At 62.0% G+C, this 24,316-nt stretch carries 21 protein-coding genes; 9 read left to right on the top strand and 12 right to left on the bottom strand.

Features of this window, described 5'->3' with window-relative positions:
• Positions 1-65 precede the first annotated feature (65 nt).
• Positions 66-1,043: a bifunctional riboflavin kinase/FAD synthetase gene (ribF, locus tag GNX18_RS18270; RefSeq protein ID WP_166219953.1), complete on the bottom strand. Its 978-nt coding sequence runs from the start codon at positions 1,041-1,043 to the stop codon at positions 66-68.
• 97 nt (positions 1,044-1,140) lie between these two features.
• The gene (gene murJ, locus GNX18_RS18265) at positions 1,141-2,691 is read right to left on the bottom strand and encodes a murein biosynthesis integral membrane protein MurJ (RefSeq protein WP_205828187.1); all 1,551 of its coding nucleotides are present in this window, start codon (positions 2,689-2,691) and stop codon (positions 1,141-1,143) included.
• Positions 2,692-3,034: 343 nt separating this feature from the next.
• Here murJ and GNX18_RS18260 point away from each other — a divergent pair, with 343 nt between their 5' ends.
• From GNX18_RS18260 to rpsT, 5 genes are all read left to right on the top strand, one after another.
• Complete coding sequence (locus GNX18_RS18260) at positions 3,035-3,175, top strand: hypothetical protein (protein WP_166219951.1); 141 nt, start codon at positions 3,035-3,037, stop codon at positions 3,173-3,175.
• 202 nt (positions 3,176-3,377) lie between these two features.
• Entirely contained in the window at positions 3,378-4,088 is a 711-nt protein-coding gene (locus GNX18_RS18255) for an OmpA family protein (protein WP_138236906.1), read from the top strand.
• Between the two features lie 182 nt (positions 4,089-4,270).
• Complete coding sequence (gene pdsR, locus GNX18_RS18250) at positions 4,271-4,993, top strand: proteobacterial dedicated sortase system response regulator (RefSeq protein WP_240914092.1); 723 nt, start codon at positions 4,271-4,273, stop codon at positions 4,991-4,993.
• 32 nt (positions 4,994-5,025) lie between these two features.
• Positions 5,026-7,092, top strand: a complete 2,067-nt coding sequence (locus tag GNX18_RS18245) for an ATP-binding protein (protein WP_166219949.1) — start codon at positions 5,026-5,028, stop codon at positions 7,090-7,092.
• A 244-nt stretch (positions 7,093-7,336) separates the two neighbouring features.
• Positions 7,337-7,603 carry a 30S ribosomal protein S20 gene (gene rpsT, locus GNX18_RS18240; RefSeq protein WP_138236908.1) on the top strand — a complete coding sequence of 89 codons (267 nt, stop codon included), beginning with the start codon at positions 7,337-7,339 and terminating at the stop codon, positions 7,601-7,603.
• Between the two features lie 117 nt (positions 7,604-7,720).
• Here rpsT and proB read toward each other — a convergent pair whose 3' ends face one another.
• From proB to rplU, 4 genes are all read right to left on the bottom strand, one after another.
• The gene (gene proB / locus GNX18_RS18235; protein ID WP_166219947.1) at positions 7,721-8,854 is read right to left on the bottom strand and encodes a glutamate 5-kinase; all 1,134 of its coding nucleotides are present in this window, start codon (positions 8,852-8,854) and stop codon (positions 7,721-7,723) included.
• Positions 8,855-8,927: 73 nt separating this feature from the next.
• Positions 8,928-10,133, bottom strand: coding sequence for an Obg family GTPase CgtA (gene cgtA / locus GNX18_RS18230; RefSeq protein ID WP_166219945.1), 1,206 nt, complete (start codon positions 10,131-10,133; stop codon positions 8,928-8,930).
• 119 nt (positions 10,134-10,252) lie between these two features.
• Positions 10,253-10,510, bottom strand: coding sequence for a 50S ribosomal protein L27 (gene rpmA / locus GNX18_RS18225; protein ID WP_010132157.1), 258 nt, complete (start codon positions 10,508-10,510; stop codon positions 10,253-10,255).
• 18 nt (positions 10,511-10,528) lie between these two features.
• Entirely contained in the window at positions 10,529-10,840 is a 312-nt protein-coding gene (gene rplU, locus GNX18_RS18220; RefSeq protein WP_138236911.1) for a 50S ribosomal protein L21, read from the bottom strand.
• 312 nt (positions 10,841-11,152) lie between these two features.
• Between rplU and ispB the strand changes: the two genes are divergently transcribed.
• The gene (gene ispB, locus GNX18_RS18215) at positions 11,153-12,115 is read left to right on the top strand and encodes an octaprenyl diphosphate synthase (RefSeq protein ID WP_138236912.1); all 963 of its coding nucleotides are present in this window, start codon (positions 11,153-11,155) and stop codon (positions 12,113-12,115) included.
• Positions 12,116-12,560: 445 nt separating this feature from the next.
• On the opposite strand, the gene GNX18_RS18210 is transcribed toward ispB, so the two are convergent.
• Together GNX18_RS18210 and galU are read right to left on the bottom strand one after the other, a co-directional pair.
• Positions 12,561-13,910 (bottom strand): phosphomannomutase, encoded by a 1,350-nt coding sequence (locus GNX18_RS18210; protein WP_166219943.1) that lies wholly within the window; start codon positions 13,908-13,910, stop codon positions 12,561-12,563.
• A 1-nt stretch (position 13,911) separates the two neighbouring features.
• Positions 13,912-14,748 carry a UTP--glucose-1-phosphate uridylyltransferase GalU gene (galU, locus tag GNX18_RS18205; protein ID WP_166219941.1) on the bottom strand — a complete coding sequence of 279 codons (837 nt, stop codon included), beginning with the start codon at positions 14,746-14,748 and terminating at the stop codon, positions 13,912-13,914.
• 269 nt (positions 14,749-15,017) lie between these two features.
• Between galU and fabA the strand changes: the two genes are divergently transcribed.
• Positions 15,018-15,542, top strand: coding sequence for a 3-hydroxyacyl-[acyl-carrier-protein] dehydratase FabA (fabA, locus tag GNX18_RS18200; RefSeq protein WP_138236915.1), 525 nt, complete (start codon positions 15,018-15,020; stop codon positions 15,540-15,542).
• A 61-nt stretch (positions 15,543-15,603) separates the two neighbouring features.
• Positions 15,604-16,827, top strand: coding sequence for a beta-ketoacyl-ACP synthase I (gene fabB / locus GNX18_RS18195; protein WP_166219939.1), 1,224 nt, complete (start codon positions 15,604-15,606; stop codon positions 16,825-16,827).
• An 88-nt stretch (positions 16,828-16,915) separates the two neighbouring features.
• On the opposite strand, the gene GNX18_RS18190 is transcribed toward fabB, so the two are convergent.
• From GNX18_RS18190 to GNX18_RS18175, 4 genes are all read right to left on the bottom strand, one after another.
• Positions 16,916-17,743 carry a sugar nucleotide-binding protein gene (locus tag GNX18_RS18190; protein WP_240914090.1) on the bottom strand — a complete coding sequence of 276 codons (828 nt, stop codon included), beginning with the start codon at positions 17,741-17,743 and terminating at the stop codon, positions 16,916-16,918.
• A gap of 50 nt (positions 17,744-17,793) precedes the next feature.
• Positions 17,794-18,366 carry a single-stranded DNA-binding protein gene (gene ssb / locus GNX18_RS18185; protein ID WP_138236918.1) on the bottom strand — a complete coding sequence of 191 codons (573 nt, stop codon included), beginning with the start codon at positions 18,364-18,366 and terminating at the stop codon, positions 17,794-17,796.
• Between the two features lie 216 nt (positions 18,367-18,582).
• Entirely contained in the window at positions 18,583-19,755 is a 1,173-nt protein-coding gene (locus tag GNX18_RS18180; protein WP_138236919.1) for an MFS transporter, read from the bottom strand.
• 127 nt (positions 19,756-19,882) lie between these two features.
• Positions 19,883-21,286: a mannose-1-phosphate guanylyltransferase/mannose-6-phosphate isomerase gene (locus tag GNX18_RS18175; RefSeq protein ID WP_205828004.1), complete on the bottom strand. Its 1,404-nt coding sequence runs from the start codon at positions 21,284-21,286 to the stop codon at positions 19,883-19,885.
• Between the two features lie 152 nt (positions 21,287-21,438).
• On the opposite strand from GNX18_RS18175, the gene uvrA reads away from it, so the two are divergent.
• The gene (gene uvrA / locus GNX18_RS18170) at positions 21,439-24,267 is read left to right on the top strand and encodes an excinuclease ABC subunit UvrA (protein ID WP_166219935.1); all 2,829 of its coding nucleotides are present in this window, start codon (positions 21,439-21,441) and stop codon (positions 24,265-24,267) included.
• Positions 24,268-24,316 lie beyond the last annotated feature (49 nt).

Below are 24,316 nucleotides of genomic sequence, written 5' to 3'. Positions count from 1 at the left end.
CTGTCCCCGGTGCTCTGCCTTCGCATCTGAGTGTTGGAGTATTCTGATGCGAAGGGGTAATTTCTTTACTTTTGTTTGCCGCTGGCAAACCACGCTTTCGCGTTGGCGATGTCTTCGGCAATTTTCTGTTTGAGGATTTCCAGGGACTCAAACTTTTCTTCATCGCGTAATTTATGGTGGAAGGTGACGGCGATTTCGCGGCCGTACAGGTCGCCACTGAAATCGAACAGGTGCACTTCCAGCAGCGGTTTTGCACCCTCGCCTTCCACCGTCGGGCGAAAGCCCACATTGGCCACGCCGGCCACTTCCATACAGCTGCCACTCATCGGGCTGCCGTTGGTGCGCTTTGCGGTTACCGTGTACACGCCCACCAGCGGTGAGCGATAGCGATGCAGGCGCACATTGGCCGTGGGCGCACCCAGCTGACGCCCAAGGGCGCGGCCGCGGGCGACCAGGCCGGTAATCCGGTAGGGCTTGCCGAGCAACTGTTCCGCCAGCGCAAAGTCCGCATTCTGCAGGGCCTCGCGGATGCGGGTACTGCTTACGCGCTCGCCGGCAATTTCCAGGGTCGCGGTGTCTTCCACGGTAAAACCCGCTTCCGCGCCAACCGTTTGCAACAGCGCGTAGTCACCACTGCGGTCGCAGCCGAAGCGGAAATCATCGCCCACCACAAGGTGGCACACGCCGAGGCCATCCACCAGCACCTGTTGGATAAACGCTTTCGCGCTCAGGTGGCGCAACCGCTCGTTGAACTGCAGGCACAGCACGCGATCCACCCCCGCGGCAAACAGCGCAAGCACCTTTTCCTTGAAGCGCATCAGCCGCGCCGGCGCCTTTTCGCCGGAGAAGAATTCATGGGGCTGGGGCTCGAAGATGATCGCTACCGAGGGCAGTTTGCGCTCGGCGGCCCGCGCCCGCAGCTGGGTAATGATGGCCTGGTGCCCCAGGTGCACGCCATCGAATGAACCGATGGTCGCCACGCATCCGTGGTGGCGCGGCCGCAGGTTGTGCAACCCGCGAATCAGCTCCCGTTGCTCGGTCACAGTGCTTCACTCACCCTACTAGTCACTCTTGATCGGCCTTGCAAAATCAAGCGGCGCAGTATAACGGATTTGGCCGCTCTCTGGGGATTTCGGTCACTCATGAGGTGGCCCGGAAATGGCGCGGGCGCAGGCCGCTGGCCAGCAACACCCCCAGGTAGGTGGCGCCGCCGGCCGCTACCAGCGCGCCGATGCGCCAGGCACGCTGCCACCAGGGCCAGTCGTTCCAGTCGGGCCAGTAGTGCAATACGCCAAGCAATACCGCTGCCATGGCCAGATTAGCCAGCAGCAACCTCGCCAGAAACGAGCGCCAGCCGGCTTCCGGTGCGTAGACCCCGCCCTGGCGCAGCCCGCGGTACAACAGCCAGGCGTTGATCGCCGCCTGGCCGGCGGTGGCCATGGCAAGCCCCATATGGCCGAGCTGAAAATACAGGTGCAGCGGCACCACAAACAACAGGCTCAGTATCATCTTGGAGGCAATAGCGATAAGACCAAAGCGCACCGGGGTGGCGGTGTCCTGGCGGGCGAAGTAGCCGGGCGCCAGCACTTTGATCAGCATGAAAGCGAGCAGCCCGAAGGTGTAGGCGCGCAGCGACCAGGCCGCCATCTGCATATCCCGAGCGGTCATGTTGCCGTACTGAAACAGTGAAGTAAGTAGCGGCTCCGCGAGCACAAACAGCGCCACAGCTGCCGGCAGCGCGATCAGAGTGACGCAGCGCAGCGCCCAGTCGATGGTGTGACGAAAGCGCCGCGGGTCGCCGCCGGCGTGCTGGCGCGACAGGTTCGGCAGGATCACCGTGGCCACCGCAACGCCGAACACCCCCAGCGGCAACTCGGTCAGGCGGTCGGAAAAATACAGCCAGGTCACCGATCCGGTGGGCAGGAAGGAAGCCAGCACCGTGTCCAGAACCAGGCTGATCTGGGTGACCGACACACCGAAGATCGCCGGTGCCATCAGCCGCAGGATCTTGCGCACGCCAGGGTATTGCCAGTCCCATTTTGGGCGCGGCAGCAACCCCTCGCGCATCAGAAACGGGATCTGGAACAGCAGCTGCGCCACGCCGGCCACCAATACCCCCCAGGCGAGCGCCATGACCGAGGGATCGAACCAGCCGGCGGCCACAGTGGCGGCGGCAATCAGCACCAGATTGAGCAGGATGGGGGTCAGGGCCGGGATGGCGAAGCGGTCAAAGCTGTTGAGGATGGCCCCGGCAAAACCGGTGAGCGAGATCAGCATCAGGTAGGGGAAGGTGATGCGCAACATGTCCGTGGCCATCGCGAACTTGGCCGGCTCATTGCCGCCCCACCACCAGCCAAAGGCGAAGATGCCTGTTACCAGCGGCGCGCACAACACCCCAAAAAGCGTGACCAGCAACAGCGTGCCCCCGAGCGCTCCGGCCACCCGGTCATTGAGTTCTTTTGCCGCGGCCAGGCCGCCGTTTTGGCGGTATTCCGCCAGCACCGGTACAAACGCTTGGGCGAATGCGCCCTCGGCGAACAGACGGCGGAAGAAATTGGGGATTTTGAAGGCCACAAAGAAGGCATCGGCGGCTTCACCGGCACCGGTGAGTCGCGCAAATACCACATCCCGCGCCAATCCCATGATCCGCGACAACAGTGTGGCGCCGCCGACCACAGAGGTTCCGCGCAGCAACCCCCGCTGAGGGCTATCTTTTTTTTCCTGCAACCCGGCACCTTGTGCTCCGTGCGATTGCAGTGCCGGGTCATCCGGGCTCGGTTTGGGCGGTTCCTGTTCGGGCGAAGGTGCTGCCACGTCCCTGATTCCTGAAGGTCAATGCCGGGTTCCGGCCAGAAGTTTGAATGCAGAAGGAAATAATGGGCGGCAAGTCTACCGCAAAGCACCGCCGCGGCCACCCGATCCGCTCGCGAACCCTCTGCAGCGCAGCCGCGCTACGGTTGGCGCAATACGAAACTATACTCAGTGTAAGCCGTTGGCGAACCGCAGGGATTGGCGGCAACAGAGGAGAAAAGGAATGACCATTAACGCATTGATGATTGCACTGCTCCTGGCGATCCTGCTGTACGCCATTGTCGCCATGGGCCCGCGACCTCAACGGGTGCGGGTGCGTATCGACCAGTCCCGCGGCAGCCGCTTTCGGCGGCGCGTGGAGTGATTGCAGCGCGATCTTTGCGGAGGCTGAACTGAATCACAGGGCGCCTCGCCACAATTCGCCATAATTGCTGCGCAATTTGCCCCACTGGCGCCACGCCAGTGCCTCCTTGCGGGGTTTAAATGACTCTCAACCGAGACGGAAACACCAACCCGATCGGCACCGAAGAGCAGTCATATAAACTCAAATCGCAAGGAACACGATCATGAAAAAGATGTTGTTGGCAGTAACCCTGAGCAGTCTGGCCCTGAACAGCTTCGCCGCGCCCGAGGCCGCCAAAAACACCGAGACAAAATTTCAGGGCTCAGCCCTGACCCCGGCCAAACAGGCCACTGTATTTACCGGCGCCGCAGTTGCGGGCGCCGCCGTAGGTGGCCCGGTCGGTTTCATTGCCGGTGCCCTCGGTGGTGCCTGGCTGGGCGAACAGATCAAGCAAGCAGAAGAGGCCGACATGCTCGCAACACAACTGACCGAAAGCCGCGCAGAACTGGGTAACCTCGCACAACAACTGGACATGGCGCAATTGTCGGCCAACGACGCCCGTACGCTGGCACTGGAAAGCCTTGAGTTCCAGATGCTGTTCACCACCGGCGACGACCAGCTGCAGGAAGCACAGGAGCGCCAGGTTGCCGCGATGGCCGATTTCCTCACCCGTCACCCGCAACTGCAGGTATTGCTCGAAGGTCATTCCGACCCCCGCGGCAGTGACGGATACAACAATGTACTCTCCGACCAGCGCGCCCTCAGTGTGCAGCGCGCCCTGGAAGCCTACGGTGTAGCACCTGAACGTATCGAACGCCGCGCCCTCGGTGCCAGTCGCTCCAAAGCTGGCAAGGGCGATCTGGACGCCTACGCGCTCGAGCGCCGGGTCGATATTCACTTCGGCCTGCCGGAGTCCACAGCCGGCAACTTCTGAACATCAACCCATCGGCCCCCGTTCTGCAAAAACGGTGGCCGATAGTTCACAACAGTCCCACGTAACCCGACTTCCAAAGCCCTGTAAAACCTGACCTTGCGTGCCGCTAAAACGTGGCACGCTTTTTTGTGCGCATCATTTTTTGCCAGCGGCCCCAATGTTCGGGCATGATTTTCCGCCACATGCCAGCAGATATCAGTGCCAAAGCCCGTATGAACAGCCCGACCATCGCCATTGTCGAAGACGAAATTGCCATCGCCGAGAACTACCGCGATGCCCTGCGCCGCACCGGTTATCAGGTACAGCTCTACCATACCCGCCCGGAAGCACTGGCCGCATTTCAACAGCGGCTGCCGGATCTTGCGGTTATCGATGTTGGCCTCGGGGCGGAAATCGAGGGCGGATTCGATCTGTGCCGGGAGCTGCGCGCCATGGCGCCCACCCTGCCCATTCTGTTCCTGACCGCGCGGGACTCGGAACTGGACATTATCTCCGGCCTGCGCCTGGGCGCGGACGACTATCTCACCAAGGACATCTCCCTGCCGCACATGCAGGCCCGTATCAGCGCCCTTCTGCGCCGGGTGAGCATCATGCAGTCCAAAAGCGATGACAACGAAACGCTCACCCAGGGCAACCTGGCGCTGGATGTATCGCGCCTGCACTGCCACTGGCAGGGAACGGCCGTGGACCTCACCGTGACCGAGTTCTGGATTGTGCACGCCCTGGCCAAGCGCCCCGGGCATGTGAAATCCCGCACCCAGCTGATGGAAGCCGCGCGGGTGGTGCTGGACGACAACACCATCACCTCCCATGTGAAGCGCATCCGCCGCAAATTCCAGGCCGTCGACGGAAGTTTTGATGCCATCGGCACGGCCTATGGCATGGGCTACCGCTGGCAGGTGTAACCGCCGCCAGCCCGAACCCCGACCCGACTGTCATGAACCTGCGTCGCCAACTGGTCCTGCTGAGTCTCTGCACCCTGGCCCTTCCCTGGGCCGGCTGCCAATACCTGCGCCAGGTGGACCAGGCCCTCACCCAGGGGCAGATGCAGACGCTTGAAGCCACCGGCAACGCCATCGCGGCACGCCTCGCCAGTGCCCCCGAACTCATAGCACCGGATCCTCGCCGCAACGGCCGCCCACCGGGTGCCCAGCTCTACCTGAACCCTCTTGCGCAAACGCCGGTGCTGGATGGCTACGGCGAGGAGTGGCGCGCGCTGCGCCTGCGGCCACGACAGCTGCTCGATCAGGCAGGCGACCCCTTCGCGCAAATCACCCTCGGCCGGCGTGGCAGCCAGATCTATATGCTGCTCACCGCCCGCGACCGCAGCCCCAGCTATCACGACCCGCGCAGCAGCGGCATATCCAGCGGTGACACGGTGGAAATCTATACCGCGCGCCAACAATACACCCTGCCCGTGGCGAGCCAGGGACCGGTGCACGCCATGTGGTACAACCCCCGCCGCGGCCGGTACGAGCGCGAACTGCGTATCCGCGGCCGCTGGACCGCCTCCCCGCGCGGCTATCAGCTGGAGCTGACACTGCCCGCCGCCCTGAGCGACGGCGAACTGGCGGTCCGCGTGCTGGACCGCACACACAGCGACGGAGGCACCCCCGCGCGCGTCGCCGGCACCCTGCCGAACGACGGCCGCCCCGGAGTACTGGTGGAACCACTGCCGCAACTGCAGCGGGAACTGGAACACTTCGCGCGCCCGGAGCTGCAGCTCACCGTGGTGGATCAGGAGGGCTTCGTGCTTGCCCGCACCGGTATTGACTGGCACGCCACCGGGGACGACCAACCGCCCGCGGGCGAGGCGCAACCCTGGCTGCGGGATTGGCTCTACCGGCAGATACTCGCCACCGCTGCGCTATCGCCGCTGCCCCGGGACCGGTTTCCGGACAACCTGACCCAAAACCGGGAAACTGCCAGCCAGTGGTTCGGCGCCCCGGACAGCGATCCCGACAGTACCCCTGGCGATGAGCGTATTGGCGCCGTCAGCGTGCCGGTGGTAACCCGCGCTGACGATATTATCGAGCGCCCATTGCTGGGGCGGGTGATCACCGCCCAGTCCGCCAGTGCCCTGCGGTCCCTCACCGAATCCGCCGCCCGCCGCCTGTGGCTCACCACCGCCGCCGCTGCCGGCCTGGTTCTGCTGCTGCTGTTAGGCTACGCCAGCTGGCTGTCCTGGCGCATTCGCCAGCTCCACCGCGCCGCCAGCAATGCCGTGGATGCCAGCGGTCGCCTGCGGGGGGATTTCCCGCGCCCTCTTATCAATGATGAACTCGGCGCCCTCAACCGCGCCTTTGCCAGTCTGCTCGCCGAGCTGGACCACTATCACCAGTACCTGCGCAGCCTCGCGAGCAAGCTCTCACACGAGTTGCGCACCCCGCTGGCGGTGGTGCGCTCGTCCCTCGACAACCTTGCCGCCGGCGACCTCGACAGCGACAGCCGCCGCTATGCCGAGCGCGCCGCCGACGGCGGCGCCCGCCTGTCGTCGATCCTCAATGCCCTGTCCGCCGCCAATCACCTGGAAGCGAGCATCCGCCAGGCCGACCGCGAAGATTTCGATCTCGCGGACCTGGTACAGGCACTCAACCAGAGCTACGCCGACGCCCACCCCGAACACCACTTCGAACTGCAGTGCCCCGACACGCCACAACCCTGCAACGGCGCTCCAGAACTGCTCGCGCAACTACTGGACAAGCTGGTGGACAACGCGGTGAGCTTCGCCCCGGAGGGCAGCACAATCCATATGGCACTGACACCCGAGCGCAGGGAATACCTGCTGAGCGTCAGCAACAGCGGACCGCTGCTGCCCAGCGGTTTTGGCCAGAAGCTGTTCGACTCCCTCGTTTCGGTGCGCGACGACGGCGGCAAGGCCGGACACCTGGGGCTTGGCCTGCATATCGCGCGACTGATCGCCGACTTTCATCACGGCGAGCTCAGTGCCGCCAATCACGAAGATGGTAGTGGCGTCGTGTTTACACTAGCCCTGCCCCGTTGAGACGGCAGGTACTACCCTGGACAACTGTCATTCCGGGCCTGATCCGGAATCCAGTGCTACGAAGCTGGATGCCGGATCAAGTCCGGCATGACTGCGCTACTGGGATAAGCAGCGCGCAGCCCCCGCAGTCACAAACTCACCGCGCCGGCGGTTGACAAACAAACAACGCTGGGGATAATGTCGCGTCCCAAACGGGCCCCCGGCCCGATTGTTCGAGTTATCAAGATCCAGACAGGAGCAACCGGTGGCCAACTCACCTCAAGCGAAGAAACGCGCGCGCCAGAATGACAAGCGCCGCAATCACAACGCCAGTCTGCGCTCCATGGTGCGCACCTACATCAAAAAGGTAGTTGCAGCCATCGATGCAGGTGACGCTGATAAAGCCAAAACCGCTTACGCGGCTGCTGTGCCGGTCATCGACCGCATGGCCGACAAAGGCATCATTCACAAGAACAAGGCAGCTCGCCATAAGAGCCGCCTGAACGCCCAGATCAAGAAGCTGGCCGCCTGAGCCAATTTCTGACTGAGCACAAAAAACCCCGCGATAGCGGGGTTTTTTATTGCCTCAATTTAGCGTAACGACCCTTCCGAGAAGGGCCCGCCACTCAGGGCTCCACGACCAACCCAGTCACAGCAGGATCAGATTGTCGCGATGGATCAACTCATCGTCGTCGCGATAGCCGAGCAACTCCACAATCCGCTCTGATGACTGACCGCAGATCCTAGACGCCTCACCACTGCCGTAATTCACCAGCCCGCGCGCGATCTCCTCGCCGCCGGCATTGACACAGCTCACCAGCTCGCCGCGATGAAAGCGCCCGTCAACACCCACCACGCCCACCGGCAGTAAACTCTTGCCCTGGTTGCGCAATGCGCGCTCCGCGCCGGCATCCAAATAGAGCCTGCCGCGCACCTGCAGCTGCCCAGCCAGCCAGCGCTTGCGCGCCGTCAGCGGGTCCGCCTCGGGCATCAACAATGTGCCCAGCGCCTCTCCCGCCGCCACACGCTCGATCACCGCCTCCGCACCACCGCCAACGATTACCGTGCGCGCACCGGAGCGCGCCGCCAGCTGAGCCGCGCGCACCTTGGTAGCCATGCCGCCACGGCCGAGGCCGCTGCGAGAGCCGCCCGCCATTGCCACCAGACGCGGGTCTGTGGCCACCGCTTCGCGCACCAGCTCTGCCGCCGGGTTGTCGCGCGGGTCCTCGGTAAACAAACCCTCTGCGTCGGTGAGAATCAGCAGCACATCCGCCTCCACCAGATTGGCCACCAGGGCCCCCAGAGTGTCGTTGTCGCCGAAGCGGATCTCATCGGTCACTACCGTGTCATTCTCATTGATGATCGGCACCGCACCCAGCGACAACAGGGTGCGCAGGGTGCTGCGGGCATTGAGATAACGGGTGCGGTTGGAGAGATCGTCATGATCCAGCAGGATCTGCGCCGTGCGGCAGTCGTACTGTCCAAACGCGTGCTCATACACCTGCACCAGATGGCTCTGCCCCACAGCGGCGGCGGCCTGCAGTTGGTGGATGGATTCGGGGCGTTTGCGCCAACCCAGGCGGTCCATGCCCGCCGCCACGGCACCGGAGGATACCAGCAGCACCTCAATACCCTGACGGCGCAGGGCACTGATCTGCCCCGCCCAGTTGTGGATCGCGGCGCGATTGACGCCGCGACCATTGTCGGTGAGCAGGGCGCTGCCAATTTTGATCACCCAGCGCTTGCTGGCGGAGAGTTGCTGACGCGACGAAGTGGAGTCCATTTATTCCTCATATCAGGACACGCCCCTGCAGGTCATCCCTGAGTCAGGACAATCCTCTGGAAGGGCAGAAAACTTAGCGACGATATTCTATATCTACGTCGTAGTCATCGTCGTCCCAATCTTCATCATCCTCGTCAGATTCTTCCAGCCCCATACGCTTCGCACGCTGCGCCAGACGCACCTCCTCGATGCGCTCACGCGCCTCGCGCTGCATCTGCCGCTGGGCTTCCTGTTCGGCCTCGAACAGATCACCATCCAGCTCTTCCCGCTGCTTCACGCCCTCGAGGTGATCCATCAGCTGCCCGGAGAGCACATCGGTGCCCTCACCGCGAATCGCGGCGACACGGAACACCGGCCCCTGCCAGCCAAGGGCGCTGACGATGGCCTGGCAGCGTTCATCCAGCTCGGCAGCCGGCACCAGATCGGTCTTGTTCAGCACCAGCCAGCGCTCGCGCCCGGCCAGTGTCGGACTGAAAGATTCCAGCTCGCGCTCGATGGCGAGCGCATTCTGCACGGGGTCGGAGCCGTCGAACGGCGCCAGGTCCACCAGGTGCAGCAGCACACGACAGCGGGTCAGATGCTTGAGGAAGCGGATACCCAGCCCCGCCCCCTCGGAGGCACCCTCGATCAGACCGGGGATATCGGCAATCACGAAGCTGCGGTATTTCTGCACCTTCACCACCCCGAGGTTCGGCACCAGGGTGGTAAACGGATAATTCGCCACCTTCGGTTTCGCCGCAGACACCGCCCGGATAAAGGTGGACTTGCCCGCATTCGGCAGACCGAGCATGCCCACATCCGCCAGCACCTTGAGTTCCAGCTTCAGATTGCGGAACTCGCCCGGGTAGCCCGGCGTGGTCTGACGGGGCGCGCGGTTGGTACTGGACTTGAAACGGGTGTTGCCAATGCCGTGGAAGCCACCCTGGGCCACCAGCAACCGCTGCCCCGGCTCCAACAGGTCGCCCAATGTCTCGCCGGTATCCACGTCGATGGCGGTAGTACCCACGGGCACCTTCAGTATCAGATCTTCACCCTTGGCGCCGGTGCAGTTGCGGCCGCGTCCAGGCTCACCGTTCTCCGCCTGATGGTTGGGCTGGAAGCGGTAGTCCACCAGGGTATTCAAAGATTCGTCGGCCTCCAGATAGACGGAGCCGCCGTCGCCGCCGTCGCCGCCATCGGGGCCGCCCTTGGCAATGAATTTCTCACGCCAGAAGCTGCAACACCCTTTACCGCCGTTGCCGGCCTGCACCTTGATCGGTGCCTCATCTACAAATTTCATGACTCTACTTACCGGTTACCCGGTCTTCAGTGTAATTTGCCCGGGATCAATACAAAAAAGTGGGCAAGATACAAAAAAGCCCCGCAATTGCGGGGCTTTTTATCGGGCGCTGTGACCGCTTAGGCAGTTTCGATAGAAACAAACTTCCGGTTATTCGCACCTTTCACCTCAAACTTCACCACGCCATCGGCGGTAGCGAACAGGGTGTGATCTTTGCCCATACCAACATTCACACCAGCGTGGAACTTGGTACCGCGCTGACGCACGATGATGCTGCCTGCGGAGACAGCTTGACCGCCAAAGCGCTTCACGCCCAGGCGTTTACTTTCGGAATCGCGACCGTTGCGCGTACTACCGCCAGCTTTCTTGTGTGCCATGAGTCGTTACTCCTCTGCTTATGCCTTGATGCCAGTGATCTTAACTTCGGTGTACCACTGACGGTGACCTTGACGCTTCATGGAGTGCTTACGACGACGGAACTTGATGATTTTCACCTTGTCGCCGCGGCCGTGGCTCAGCACTTCTGCAGTCACCTTGGCACCTTCCACTACAGGCGCACCGATGTTGATGGCGTCGCCGTTTACTACCATCAGAACCTTGTCAAAATCGACAGATTCACCGGTAGCAGCTTCAATTTTTTCCAGGCGCAGAACTTCGCCTTCTACAACACGGTGTTGTTTGCCACCGCTTTCAATAACTGCGTACATATTTCTATGCTCCAACAAAATGGACGACACGAAGCAGCGACAGGGTCTAATCACCAACAATCGGTGACCACTCAGCCAGCATTTTGGGAGCTTGCGCCGTGTGTTTAAAACGTCTTCCCGGCCCAGAGGTCACCCCATGAACTAACATGACAGGCGAACCCGGTGCGAGCGGGGCGCAGATTCTAATCAATTAGGCCGCACGGCACAATAGCGCGCTTTTCGGGCAACAGCCTGCCCGCGCCTTTCCGCCCGCGTCCAAAACCGCTAGTCTTGCCGCCGACAGAATACCAAAGCGATGTATAAGGAACCCGCATGTTGCCTTTCCACCAGGTAGCCGCCGACGATTTTGCGGCGGTCAATCAGACCATCATTGATCAACTGCACTCAGACGTTCCCCTGGTGGAAAACATTGGCCACTATCTGGTTGAGGCCGGCGGCAAGCGCCTGCGCCCGCTGCTGGTGCTGCTGTGTGCCCGTGCGGCGGGCTACCGGGGCGAGGATCATATCCCGCTGGCGGCGATTATTGAGTTCATCCACACGGCGACGCTGCTGCACGACGATGTGGTGGACACCTCGGATATGCGCCGTGGCCGCATCACCGCCAACGCCCAGTGGGGCAATGCGCCGGCGGTGCTGGTGGGCGACTTCCTCTATTCCCGCGCATTCCAGATGATGGTGGCGCTGAAGGACATGGACATCATGGCGATCCTGTCTGACACCACCAACACCATTGCCGAGGGCGAGGTGCAGCAGCTGGTGAATGCGGGCGATCCTGCAGTCACCGAAGCCAATTACCTGAACGTTATCCATAAGAAGACCGGCGCGCTGTTCGAAGCGGCCTGTGAAACCGCAGCGGTTCTGGCCGGCTGCAGCGCGGATGAGCGCGAATCCCTGAAGCTCTACGGTCGCCATCTGGGCTCTGCCTTCCAGCTGGTGGACGATGCACTGGATTACCGCGGTAATTCGGAAGAGCTCGGCAAGAATGTGGGCGACGACCTGGCCGAAGGCAAGCCGACCCTGCCGCTGATTTACGCGATGGCGAATGGCACTGAAGAACAGGCAGCTTTAGTGCGGGAGGCAATTGAACAGAAATCCGCGGATAAACTTCCTGAGATTGTTGCGACTATCGAGTCTTGTGGTGCGCTGGATTACACCTTTGATCGCGCCAGAAAAGAAGTCGAACTCGCGCTGGAGAAACTGGAGTTTTTGCCGGACGGGGAGCACAAGACTGCGCTTCGACAGTTAGCGGAATTTTCGATTCAGCGGACCACTTAACAAAAAGCCCCGGAGTATCTTCGGGGCTTTTTGCTTGCGGCTCTGAAGCTGGCGTGGAGGCGGCTGATAGACTTTTGAAGCGTGGTTCTAAATCAGGTCCGCTGGCGGCGCGGCACCGGGTGCGGGTTTTCCGGACCGCTGTGAACCCATCCCTGGGCGCTGCGGCGCAAACATCCTGTTTGCGACGCTCCTGAAAACCCGCACCCGGCACCCCGCCTTCGCATCGCACTTTTGAACTTCGACTCTATTGCCAAAAACGAAGTCGAAAATTCAAAGCTAAGGCCCTGCTACCGGGTACTGCCTTGCGAGACCTTCTAAAACAGGGATGTTTTAGAAGAGCCCCCATGGATGGGTTCACGGCGTGTCTCGCAAGGCAGTACCCGGTAGCAGGGCCGCCATTGAACTCCACTACGAAGTGCAACAGTGCCCACAACGAAGTAAAAAACTATCCGCGAATCAGAACCAGCAACTCTTCAGTCTTGGCCTTCATCAACGCCTCATCCCCACGAGACTCGACATTCAAGCGCACCACCGGCTCAGTGTTGGACATGCGCAGGTTGAAACGCCAATCGTCAAAGGCAACGCTCAGGCCATCCACATGCTCGACGCTGTTGGCATCGGCCGCGTACTTCTCTTCCGCCGCCTGCAACAGGGCTTTCGGGTCGGCGACCTTGGAATTGATCTCACCACTGCACGGGAAGGCTTTCATGCGCTCGCCCACCAGCTGCGACAAAGGTTTGCCACTGCGGCTCACCAGCTCCGCCACCAGTAGCCACGGAATCATACCGCTATCGCAGTAGGCGAAATCACGGAAGTAATGGTGCGCACTCATCTCGCCGCCGTAAATGGCGTCTTCCTTACGCATACGCTCCTTGATAAAGGCGTGACCGGTTTTGCTTTGCACCGGCTCGCCGCCCGCCGCTTTCACGATATCTTCGGTATTCCAGGTCAGGCGCGGGTCGTGTACCACCTTGGCACCCGGGTGCTTGGCCAGGAAGGCTTCCGCCAGCAAACCAACTACGTAGTAGCCCTCGATGAATTCACCGCGCTCATCGAAGAAGAAACAGCGATCAAAGTCACCGTCCCAGGCAATACCGAAATCCGCACCACTCTCGCGTACGGCAGTAGCGGTGGACTCGCGGTTTTCCGGCAGGATCGGGTTGGGAATGCCATTGGGGAAGGTGCCATCGGGCTCGTGGTGCACGCGCACGAATTCAAACGGCAGGTGCGGAGCCAGGGCATCCACCACCGCACCGGCGCCACCGTTGCCCGCGTTAACCACCAGTTTCAGCGGTTTCAGTGTGGAAACGTCGACGTAACCCAACAGATGTTTTACGAAATCGTCGCGGTGCGCAAAGGTGTGCAACTCACCACGCTTTTCCACTGCGGGGAAATTGTTGTCTTCCGCGAGCTTTTTAATGTCCAGCAGGCCAGTGTCACCACTGATCGGGCGGGAGCCTGCACGCACGAATTTCATGCCGTTGTAGTCCATGGGGTTGTGACTCGCGGTAACGCAGATTCCGCCATCGAAGTCGCCATGGAAGGTGGAGAAATAGATTTCCTCGGTACCGCATTCGCCGATGTGATAAACATCGGCCCCGGCGTCGCGCAGGCCGTTGGCCAGGGCGTCGGTCAGCTCGCCACTGGTGAGGCGGATATCGTGCCCCACCACCACGCGGCGCGCCCCCAGAAACTGGGCGAAGGCGCGACCTACACGGTAGGCCACATCGGTGTTCAGCTCGTCCGGCACGCGGCCGCGCAGATCGTACGCTTTAAAACAGGTCAATTCAGACATTTCAGCCCTTTCCCCCCGGTAAATACATTGTTTTGTAGACGTGATTGGTGGCTTCGATAAAGCCGTCGACGGAGCCGCAATCGAAGCGGCGCCCCTTGAATTTATACGCGAGAACACAACCGCGCTGCGCCTGCGTCAGCAGCGCATCGGTGATCTGCACCTCACCGTTTTTCCCCGGCGGGGTCTCGCGGATCAATTCAAAAATATCTGGCGTGAGAATGTAGCGGCCGATGATGGCCATATTGCTCGGCGCGTCTTCCGCCGCCGGTTTTTCCACCATGTCGGTGACCTGATAGAGACCCGGTTTGATTTCATTGCCGGCAATAACACCGAACTTGTGAATCTGGTCCGCTGACACTTCCTCTACCGCGACAATGCTGCAGCGGAATTGCTTGTACAGTTGCACCATCTGCTCGAGTACACCGGGACCATCATTGAGGCAAAGGTCGTCTGCCAGCACCACGGCGAAGGCTTCGTCGCCGATGAGGCGCTGCCCCTGCAAAATGGCGTCGCCGAGACCGCGCATCTCGCCCTGGCGAGTGTAAGAAAAGCTGGCGCGGTCGATTACCTTGCGCACGCTGTCGAGGTAGCGCTCTTTGCCCGTGCCGGCGATCTGATGCTCAAGCTCGAAGTTGGTATCGAAATGGTCTTCAATGGCGCGCTTGCCGCGCCCGGTGACAAAGCCGATTTCAGTCAGGCCCGCCTCAATGGCCTCTTCCACGCCGTATTGCACCAGAGGTTTGTTGACCAGCGGCAACATCTCCTTGGGCATGGCCTTGGTCGCCGGCAGGAAGCGGGTTCCGTAACCGGCCACGGGAAAAAGACATTTTTTGAGCATCACACCCTCGCTGAAATTCTTCCACCAGCGCTCTCCTGCGCTGAGTGGCCGCAAGTTATCACAAAACCATGATAATGATCAGGCAAGAATCAGACCGCCCATGACCCGGGGCAAACTGGCAAGATGTCCGGAGTTTCCCGCCACAAGCCGCGGGTCAAGGGCTATTTGAGACAGTTCCGGTCACAAAAAGGGTTATGACCGACTGGACAAGCTATCCTTAGCCCTTAGAATGCCGGCTCGTGTAAAGAATGCCCAAAATCGGGGACCCAATGAGTAATTTCGTTCAAAAAAGCAGCTACACCCGCGAAGAGCTCCTGGCCTGCAGCCGCGGAGAAATGTTCGGCCCGGGCAACGCCCAGCTGCCCGCCCCCAATATGCTGATGCTCGACCGCATCACCCATGTCTCCAAAGACGGCGGTGAATTCGGCAAAGGCGAGCTGATTGCCGAGCTGGATATCACCCCCGACCTGTGGTTCTTTGACTGCCATTTCCCCGGTGACCCGGTCATGCCCGGCTGCCTCGGCCTGGATGCCATGTGGCAGCTTCTGGGGTATTTTCTCGCGTGGAAAGGCAACCCCGGTCGCGGCCGCGCCCTGGGCTGCGGCGAAGTGAAATTCACCGGCCAGATCCTACCGACCAATAAGAAGGTTACTTACCATATTCAGATGAGCCGGCTGGTGGAACGCAAGCTGGTGATGGGCATCGGCAATGGCTCCGTGTCTGTCGACGGGCGCGAAATCTACACTGCCACGGATCTGCGTGTCGGCCTGTTTACCCGCACAGACAACTTTTGATCTGTCGGTCTGTCACACAAAACAATAACAATTCACACAACAAGTTTTATTGGAGATCACTATGCGCCGGGTAGTCATTACCGGAATGGGCATCACTTCCTGCATCGGTAACAATACGCAGGAAGTGCTGGCCTCCCTGAAGGCCGGCCGCAGCGGCATCCGCTTTATGGACGAATACGCCGAGCTGGGCCTGCGCAGCCAGGTCGCCGGTGTGGTCGACATCGATTTCAAGGAACACATCGACCGCAAGCACCTGCGTTTCATGGGCGACTCCGCCGCCTATGCGTACATCGCCATGGCCGAGGCCATTGGCATGGCGGGCCTGGAAGAGTTCGACATTTCGAATCCCCGCACCGGCCTGGTGATGGGTTCCGGTGGTACGTCCACCGCGGCCATCATCGAGTCCGCCGAGATCACCAAGACCCGAGGTGTACGTAAAGTCGGCGCCTTCCGCGTGCCACAGGTCATGGGCAGCACGGTATCCGCGTGTCTCGCCACTCCCTTCAAGATCAAAGGCGTGAACTACTCCATCTCCTCGGCCTGTGCCACCTCCGCGCACTGTATTGGCAACGGCGCAGAGTTGATCCAGATGGGCAAGCAGGACATCGTGTTTGCCGGCGGCGGTGAGGAACTGGCCTGGAGCCTGACCCATCTGTTCGACGCCATGGGCGCGCTGTCGTCCAAATACAACGACACCCCCACCAAGGCCTCCCGCCCCTACGACGCCAACCGCGACGGCTTCGTGATCGCCGGCGGTGGCGGTTGTGTGGTGTTGGAAGAATATGAACACGCAAAAGCCCGCGGCGCCAACATCATCGCCGAGCTGGTGGGCTATGGCGCCACCTCCGACGGCTACGACATGGTCGCCCCTAGCGGCGAGGGTGCGGCGCGCTGCATGCAGCAGGCGCTGGCCGGCATGGACGGCAAGGGCCTGGAAGGCGGCGTGGATTACATCAACACCCACGGCACCTCCACCCCGGTGGGCGACGTAGCCGAGCTGCGCGCGATGAAAGAAGTGTTTGGCGATAAGGTGCCGGCATTCGCCTCCACCAAGTCCCTCACCGGTCACTCCCTGGGTGCCGCCGGTGTGCAGGAAGCCATTTACTCCCTGCTGATGATGCAGAACGGCTTTATCGCCGCCTCCGCCAATGTGGAGACGCTGGACGAAGCGGCGGCGGGCCTCGACCTGGTTACCGAGCTGCGCGAGACCCAGATCCGCCGGGCGCTGTCCAACAGCTTCGGCTTCGGCGGCACCAACGCCAGTCTGATCTTCGACAAGATCTGACCTCGGGCTTTCCGCCAAACAAAAAGGGCGAGCCGCGCAGCGGCTCGCCCTTTTTGTTGTTGATCCAGCACCCTGATCAACGTCGCGGTCAGCTTTCCGCTTTCTGCAGCCGCTCCAGCCACAGCTCCACCTGACGGGTCAGCCCCTGACGCCAGCTGCGCTGCTGGATACCAAACACGTCGCGCAGCCGCTCACAGCTCAGCACCGAGGAGCGGTCCTCCGGCGCGGGCTCAACCGGCCGCAAATCCGCGGCGTAATCCTCGCCATACAGGGAGCGCACCCGGTCGACCACTTCACGGCCAAATTCCATGGCACTGCAGTTGTCCGCCGCGCCGTAGTGGTAAATGCCGGACTTCGGCGCGCCGCTCGCCAACTGCTGGGCCATGGCAACAGCCACCCGCACCAGGTCCGCCACCGTGACTGGATTGCCGCGGCTCACGTCGTCAAGCGTAACCGGCTTGTGATTCAGCAGGCCGCGGATGACCCGCGCCAGCAACGCACGCTCGCTGCGGTCCACCTGCCAGCCGAGACGCAGGATGCTGACACCGTATGCGGCCGGGCTGCTTCCGGTAAGAATCCGCTCACAGTCCAGCCAGTGCCGCCCGATTTCCGAGCTGGGCTCTGGCGCGGTTTCCTCGTCGATTTTCCGGCTGCGGGCGCGCCCGAATACCCCGTAGGAGGACAGGTGCAGCAACGCCGCACAGGGCTGGTTCCGCAGGGCCTCACACACCGCGCGGGCCTCGTGCATGCGCGCGCTGCCAGCACAGCTGGCGGCGTTGATCACAAGGCTACCCTCGCGAATACCGAGGGGTGCCGCCGCGATCTGCTCAAGCCCCAACAATTGCACCCGGAAACCCACCCTCTGCAACCCCTTCTGCAGGGGTCCGTCGATGGCATTGCCGGCACCGATAAGCACGGCGGTGTCAGGCTGATAACCCGTGTGATGCATGGAGGAGACGGCCCGCGTTAGAAGGGAATGTCGTCGTCGAAGCTGTTATCAAAGCCACCCATGGGTGCCTGGTTGCCGGCGGGGCGATTTTGCGGCTGGTTTGAAGAAGGATTGGACGGCGCCATGGGAGAAGGTGCGGAGCGGCCCTGAGCGTATTCGTCCTGGTAACCGCCCTGGTTATAATCGCCGCCCTGCTGCTGGTAGCCACCGCCCTGGCCGCCCTGCTGCTGATAGCCGCCGCTCTGCTCACCGCGGCCGTCGAGCATCTGCATTTCGCTGGCGACGATTTCGGTGGTGTAGCGGTCCTGGCCGGTCTGCTTGTCCTGCCACTTGCGCGTGCGCAGAGAGCCCTCAAGGTAGACCTTGCTGCCCTTGCGCAGGTACTCGCCGGCAATCTCCGCCAGACGGTTGAAGAACACCACGCGGTGCCACTCGGTGCGCTCCTGCTGCTGGCCGGTCTGCTTGTCTTTCCAGGTTTCAGACGTCGCCAGGGTGACATTGGTAACGGCGCCGCCGCTGGGCAGATAGCGGGTTTCCGGGTCGCCGCCCAGATTGCCAATCAGAATTACTTTGTTAACGCCCCTGGCCATAAGCCTCTCCTCTCAGTGTGCCCTCTGGCGGGCCCATTTCATTGTTCAAAGGTTCAGAGTTCAAAAATTCAGATTCGGGAAACCGGCGCCGCGGTCCATGATCCGCCAGCTGCCGGCCTCGCCAACAGTGTATTTTTATCCAGCAGCATACAACACTCGGGCGGGGGCCGTCACCGCTACCCCGGGCGAGCCGACGCCAGCGGAAAAAGATCCTTCTCAGCGGCCTGCAAGCGGTACGCGGGTGCCGCGCATCTGCCACCAGGCGATGGACCACAGCAGCAGAACTCCCAGCGCGAGGGTGGCCACAGCCCCGGCACCGCCCTGGCCGTACACTACCCCGCCGAGGCTGCCACCGGCAAAGGCACCGAGAAACTGCAGGGTCGCATAGAGACCGGTGGCGGCACCGCGGCACTCCGCAGGCGCCACCCGGGTCAGCTGCGCGGGCAGCAGTGCCTCCAGTAGATTGAAGGCGAGGAAGAACACCCCAAGGCACAACACTATCCAGTTTCCCCGTACCTCTGGCATCAGCGCCACCCCGCCGAACACCAACCCAAGCAGGGCCAGGCGCATGGCACCGGGAACCTGTTGGCGTTTTTCTGCCGCGCGCATCAGCGGCAGCATCAGTACAAAGGCGCCCAGCATCAGCGGGCCATAAAGTTTCCAGTGCTGGTCGCTGGCCAGGTGCAACTGATCCACCAGCAGGTGCGGAAGCGGCACGAACATCATGGTCAGCAGCAGGTGCAGGAAAAACACTCCACTCACCAGCCGCCACACATCCCCCTGTCGCAACAGCCGGGAGAAATCTCCCTGGCGCGGGCCGCGCGGGGCCAGTTGTTGCGGGTTAGGCACCAGCCGCCACACCAGCAGCATGCCCACCAGCGCCAGTAGCGCGGTGAGCCAGAATATGGCCGAAAGACCACCGAGACCCGCCACCAGCGGCCCCAGCACCACTGCAAGCACAAACGCCACGCCGATGGAGGCGCCAATCACCGCCATCGCCTTGCCGCGGTTTTCGTCCCGGGTCAGGTCCGCCGCCAGTGCCATAGTGGCCGCGGCGATAGCGCCAGCGCCCTGCAGTATGCGTCCGGCAATCAGCCCGTATACCGAGTCCGTCAGTGCCGCCACCACACTGCCCATGGCGAATACCGCCAGCCCGAGAAAAATCACCGGCTTGCGCCCCCAGCGGTCACTCAGCATTCCCAGGGGGATCTGCAGCAGCGCCTGGCTGAGGCCGTAGGCGCCCAGCGCCAGCCCCAGCAGCGCGGGAGTACTGCCGCGGTAGTCGGCGCCGTACAGAGACAGCACCGGCAGCACCATAAACAGGCCCAGCATGCGGAAGACATAGAGGGAGGCGAGGCCGGCGAGTGCGCGGCGTTCAGTGGAATTCATGCAGAGGTTCCGGACACGGCAAAAAAACGGGGCGCATTGTAGCAGCCACAGCAGCGGAGATAGGACTCCCCGCTGCCTAACGAGCGGATAGCGCAGATTTATCGACGCAATCCCGCCGTTTGCGCCCTCACTCTCTCCCGTATTTGTCTTCGAGACGGACGATATCGTCCTCGCCGAGGTAGCTGCCGGACTGCACCTCAATCAGCTCCAGGGGGATACTGCCGGGATTTTCCAGGCGGTGGACCACGCCGAGGGGAATGAAGGTGGATTCGTTCTCGGTCAGCAGCAGTTGATCGTCTCCGCGGGTCACCTTGGCCGTGCCGCGCACCACAATCCAGTGCTCAGCGCGGTGATGGTGCATCTGCAGAGACAACTGGCAGCCGGGCTTGACCACGATGCGTTTCACCTGAAAGCGCGGGCCGGCGTCGATAGAATCGTAGTAACCCCAGGGGCGGAACACCTTGCGATGATTTTCCGCTTCACTGCGCTCGCTCTGCTTGAGCCGCTGCACCAGTTTTTTCACGTCCTGCACGCGGCTCTTGTGCGCCACCATCAGGGCGTCATCGGTGTCTACCACCACCAGGTCCTGCACGCCGAGGATGCCCACAAGGCGATCGGCACCGTGCACCAGGCAACCACGGGAATCCTCTGCCAGTACGTCGCCGCGCAGCAGGTTGTCGTTCGCGTCCCGCTCCGCCAGCTCCCACAGCGCGGACCAGGAACCCACATCGCTCCAGCCCGCCTGCATCGGCACCACTGCGGCGGACTCGGTTTTCTCCATGACCGCGTAGTCCACGGAATCGGACGGACAGCGGCGGAAGGCATCTGCGTCGACGCGGGTAAAATCCAGGTCGCGGGCGGCGCCGGCCAGAGCGGCGCGGCAGGCGTCGAGCATTGCGGGGTTTTGCTGGGCCAGCTCCTCGAGATAGCGCGAGGCACGAAACAGGAACATGCCGCTGTTCCAGTTGTACTCGCCACTGGCGAGGTATTTTTCAGCGGTGGCGAGATCGGGCTTCTCCACAAACTCGGCCACTTTCCAGCCACCGGCCAGTGCGTCACCGCTGCGGATATAGCCGTAGCCGGTCTCCGCGCAGGTGGGCACGATACCAAAGGTGACCAGCAGACCATCTTCTGCCAGCTTTTTAGCCGCACCTACCGATTGTTGGAAGGCCGCGGTATCCGCCACCACGTGATCCGCCGGCAGCACCAACAGCAGCGGGTCCTGCCCCTGCTCCACCGCGCGAAGTGCCGCCAGCGCGATGGCCGGGGCGGTATTGCGGGCACAGGGCTCCAGCAGGATGGACTGGGCCGCACGCCCCACTTCCTGCAATTGCTCGGCCGCGGCAAAGCGGTGGGATTCGTTGCACACCAGGATCGGCGCTTCCACTTCTGGCAGTCCGTCGAGTCGCAAGGCCGTGGCCTGGAGCATGGTCTGACTGCCGGCGAGAGCGAGAAATTGCTTGGGGTAGGCATCCCGGGAAAGCGGCCACAGACGCGAACCGGTACCGCCGCAGAGAATGACGGGGATCATGATTTCCGTATCCACACAGGGTTATTCAATGGAAAAGAGCGCGGCAGGCATTTTGGCACAATCGCCCGCCGGATTATACTTGACCGTTTCCTTCCGCCCGGTTCTTACCCCCCGGGCGCCCTCATAGCAGCAAAGCAAATACAGGACGCCGAGTGGACACGATTTACGTCAGAGGTGCGCGCACCCACAACCTGAAGAATATCGACCTGGATATTCCCCGCGACAAGCTGATCGTGATTACCGGCCTCTCTGGCTCTGGTAAGTCCTCACTCGCGTTCGACACCCTCTATGCTGAAGGCCAGCGTCGCTACGTAGAGTCTCTCTCCACCTATGCGCGCCAGTTTCTGTCGATGATGGAAAAGCCGGATGTGGATACGGTGGAGGGGCTGTCGCCGGCCATCTCCATCGAGCAGAAATCCACCTCCCACAACCCGCGCTCCACCGTGGGCACCATCACCGAGATCTACGATTACCTGCGCCTGCTCTTCGCCCGCGTGGGCGAACCGCGCTGCCCGGAGCACCACGAGCCGCTGCAGGCACAGACCGTCAGCCAGATGGTGGACCAGGTGCTGGCGCTGCCCGAGGGCTCCAGGATCATGCTGCTGGCGCCGGTGGTGCGCGACCGCAAGGGAGAACACCTGCATGTATTCGAGCAATTGCGCAGGGACGGCTTTGTGCGCGCGCGCATCAACGGCACCGTGTGCGACCTCGACGACACGCCGAAACTGGACAAGCGCAAGAAACACACGGTGGAAGTGGTCGTGGACCGCTTCAAGGTGCGCGACGACCTGCAGTTGCGCTTGGCGGAGTCCTTCGAGACCGCACTCAACCTGACCGACGGTATCGCCTCTATCAGTTTCATGGACGGCGACCGCGACGACCACCTGTTCTCTGCCCGTCACGCCTGCCCGGTGTGTGATTACTCACTGGACGAGCTGGAGCCGCGTCTGTTCTCCTTCAACAACCCGGCAGGCGCCTGCCCCGGTTGCGACGGCCTCGGTGTAAAACAGTTCTTCGACGAGGACAAGGTGATCCTGGATCCGGAGAGCAGCATCTCCGAGGGCGCCATCCGCGGCTGGGACCGGCGCAACATTTACTACTATCACATGCTCACCTCGCTGGCGGAGCACTACGGTTTCGATGTCGACAAGCCGTGGCTGAAGCTGCGCAAGAAAGACCGGGAAGTGGTCCTGCACGGCAGCGGCGATACGCCCATCGACTTCAGCTACGTCAATGAGCGCGGCGACGTCACCATCCGCCGCCACACCTTCGAGGGCATCATCCCCAATTTCCAGCGCCGCTACCGCGACACCGAATCCCAGAGCGTGCGCGAGGAGTTGGCAAAATACCTGAGCACTCAAAAGTGCCCGGAGTGTGAGGGCACACGTTTGCGGCGCGAAGCGCGCAACGTGTTCGTAGACAACCGCACTCTGGCGCAGATCACTGAACTGCCGGTGGGCGATGCCTTCGACTACTTCGCCAACCAGCTGAAGTTCAAAGGCGCCCAGAAAGAGATCGCCGACAAGATCTTAAAGGAGCTGCGCGACCGCTTCCGCTTTCTGGTGGATGTGGGCCTCAACTACCTCACCCTGAACCGCAGCGCCGAAACCCTGTCCGGCGGCGAGGCCCAGCGCATCCGCCTGGCGAGCCAGATAGGCGCCGGTCTCGTCGGCGTTATGTACATTCTCGACGAGCCCTCCATCGGCCTGCACCAGCGCGACAATGAGCGATTGCTGAATACCCTCACCCATCTGCGGGATATCGGCAACACGGTCATTGTGGTGGAGCACGATGAGGACGCGATCCGCGCGGCGGACTTCCTGATCGACATCGGGCCCGGCGCCGGTGTGCACGGCGGTGAAGTGGTTGCTGCGGGCACCCACGAACAGGTAGCCAGTTGCGAGCGCTCACTTACCGGGCAATACCTGTCAGGCAAGAAACAGATCGCCATACCGGCGAAGCGCGTCAAAGCCAGCGACAAGCTCCTGCGTATCGAGGGTGCCAGCGGCAACAACCTGAAAAGTGTCGACCTGGAAATTCCCGTTGGTCTATTCACCTGTGTCACCGGTGTATCCGGCTCCGGTAAGTCCACCCTGATCAACACCACCCTGTACCCGCTCGCGGCCACTGCGCTCAACAAAGCCACCACGCTGAAGGCGTCGCCGCACAAGGCCATCAAGGGGCTCGAGCATTTCGACAAGTGCGTCGACATCGACCAGAGCCCGATCGGCCGCACCCCGCGCTCCAACCCCGCCACCTACACCGGCATTTTCACCCCTATCCGCGAGCTGTTCTCAGGCACCCAGGAGGCCCGCTCCCGCGGTTACAAACCCGGGCGCTTCAGTTTCAACGTAAAGGGCGGCCGCTGCGAGGCCTGTCAGGGCGATGGCGTGATCAAGGTGGAGATGCACTTCCTGCCGGACATCTACGTGCCCTGCGACACCTGCAAGGGCAAGCGTTACAACCGCGAAACCTTAGAGGTGCAGTACAAGGGCAAGAGCATCCATGAAGTACTGGAAATGACCGTGGAGGACGCGCGGGAATTTTTCGACCCGGTGCCGGCCATCGCCAAGAAGCTGCAGACGCTGATGGATGTGGGGTTGTCCTACATCAAACTCGGCCAGGCGGCGACCACCCTGTCCGGCGGTGAGGCGCAGCGGGTGAAGCTGTCGCGCGAACTGTCCAAGCGCGACACTGGCCAGACCCTGTATATTCTCGACGAACCCACCACCGGCCTGCACTTCGCGGATATCCAGTTGCTGCTGGATGTACTGCACCGCCTGCGCGACCACGGCAATACCATCGTGGTGATCGAACACAATCTGGACGTGATCAAGACCGCCGACTGGATCGTGGATCTCGGCCCCGAGGGCGGCTCTGGCGGTGGCGAGATCATCGCCGCGGGGACTCCGGAACAGGTGGCAAAAATCAAAGCCTCCCACACCGGACGCTTCCTGAAACCGATGTTGAAGGTCAAATGAATGCGCAGCCCGATCACGGATGATGGTCGGGCTGCTCCACTGCTTCAGG

This window comes from Microbulbifer sp. SH-1 (genome assembly GCF_011326135.1).
Lineage (GTDB): Bacteria > Pseudomonadota > Gammaproteobacteria > Pseudomonadales > Cellvibrionaceae > Microbulbifer > Microbulbifer harenosus.
This window is presented reverse-complemented; position numbering and strand designations above follow the sequence as displayed.

Coding starts and splice junctions, on each gene's coding strand:
- GNX18_RS18255 (WP_138236906.1), top strand. CDS start 3,378: ATGAAAAAGATGTTGTTGGCAGTAACCCTGAGCAGTCTGGCCCTGAAC.
- pdsR (WP_240914092.1), top strand. CDS start 4,271: ATGCCAGCAGATATCAGTGCCAAAGCCCGTATGAACAGCCCGACCATC.
- fabA (WP_138236915.1), top strand. CDS start 15,018: ATGAGTAATTTCGTTCAAAAAAGCAGCTACACCCGCGAAGAGCTCCTG.
- cgtA (WP_166219945.1), bottom strand. CDS start 10,133: ATGAAATTTGTAGATGAGGCACCGATCAAGGTGCAGGCCGGCAACGGC.
- GNX18_RS18260 (WP_166219951.1), top strand. CDS start 3,035: ATGACCATTAACGCATTGATGATTGCACTGCTCCTGGCGATCCTGCTG.
- fabB (WP_166219939.1), top strand. CDS start 15,604: ATGCGCCGGGTAGTCATTACCGGAATGGGCATCACTTCCTGCATCGGT.
- GNX18_RS18180 (WP_138236919.1), bottom strand. CDS start 19,755: ATGAATTCCACTGAACGCCGCGCACTCGCCGGCCTCGCCTCCCTCTAT.
- galU (WP_166219941.1), bottom strand. CDS start 14,748: ATGCTCAAAAAATGTCTTTTTCCCGTGGCCGGTTACGGAACCCGCTTC.
- rpmA (WP_010132157.1), bottom strand. CDS start 10,510: ATGGCACACAAGAAAGCTGGCGGTAGTACGCGCAACGGTCGCGATTCC.
- GNX18_RS18175 (WP_205828004.1), bottom strand. CDS start 21,286: ATGATCCCCGTCATTCTCTGCGGCGGTACCGGTTCGCGTCTGTGGCCG.
- proB (WP_166219947.1), bottom strand. CDS start 8,854: ATGGACTCCACTTCGTCGCGTCAGCAACTCTCCGCCAGCAAGCGCTGG.
- rplU (WP_138236911.1), bottom strand. CDS start 10,840: ATGTACGCAGTTATTGAAAGCGGTGGCAAACAACACCGTGTTGTAGAA.
- ispB (WP_138236912.1), top strand. CDS start 11,153: ATGTTGCCTTTCCACCAGGTAGCCGCCGACGATTTTGCGGCGGTCAAT.
- GNX18_RS18210 (WP_166219943.1), bottom strand. CDS start 13,910: ATGTCTGAATTGACCTGTTTTAAAGCGTACGATCTGCGCGGCCGCGTG.
- GNX18_RS18245 (WP_166219949.1), top strand. CDS start 5,026: ATGAACCTGCGTCGCCAACTGGTCCTGCTGAGTCTCTGCACCCTGGCC.
- ssb (WP_138236918.1), bottom strand. CDS start 18,366: ATGGCCAGGGGCGTTAACAAAGTAATTCTGATTGGCAATCTGGGCGGC.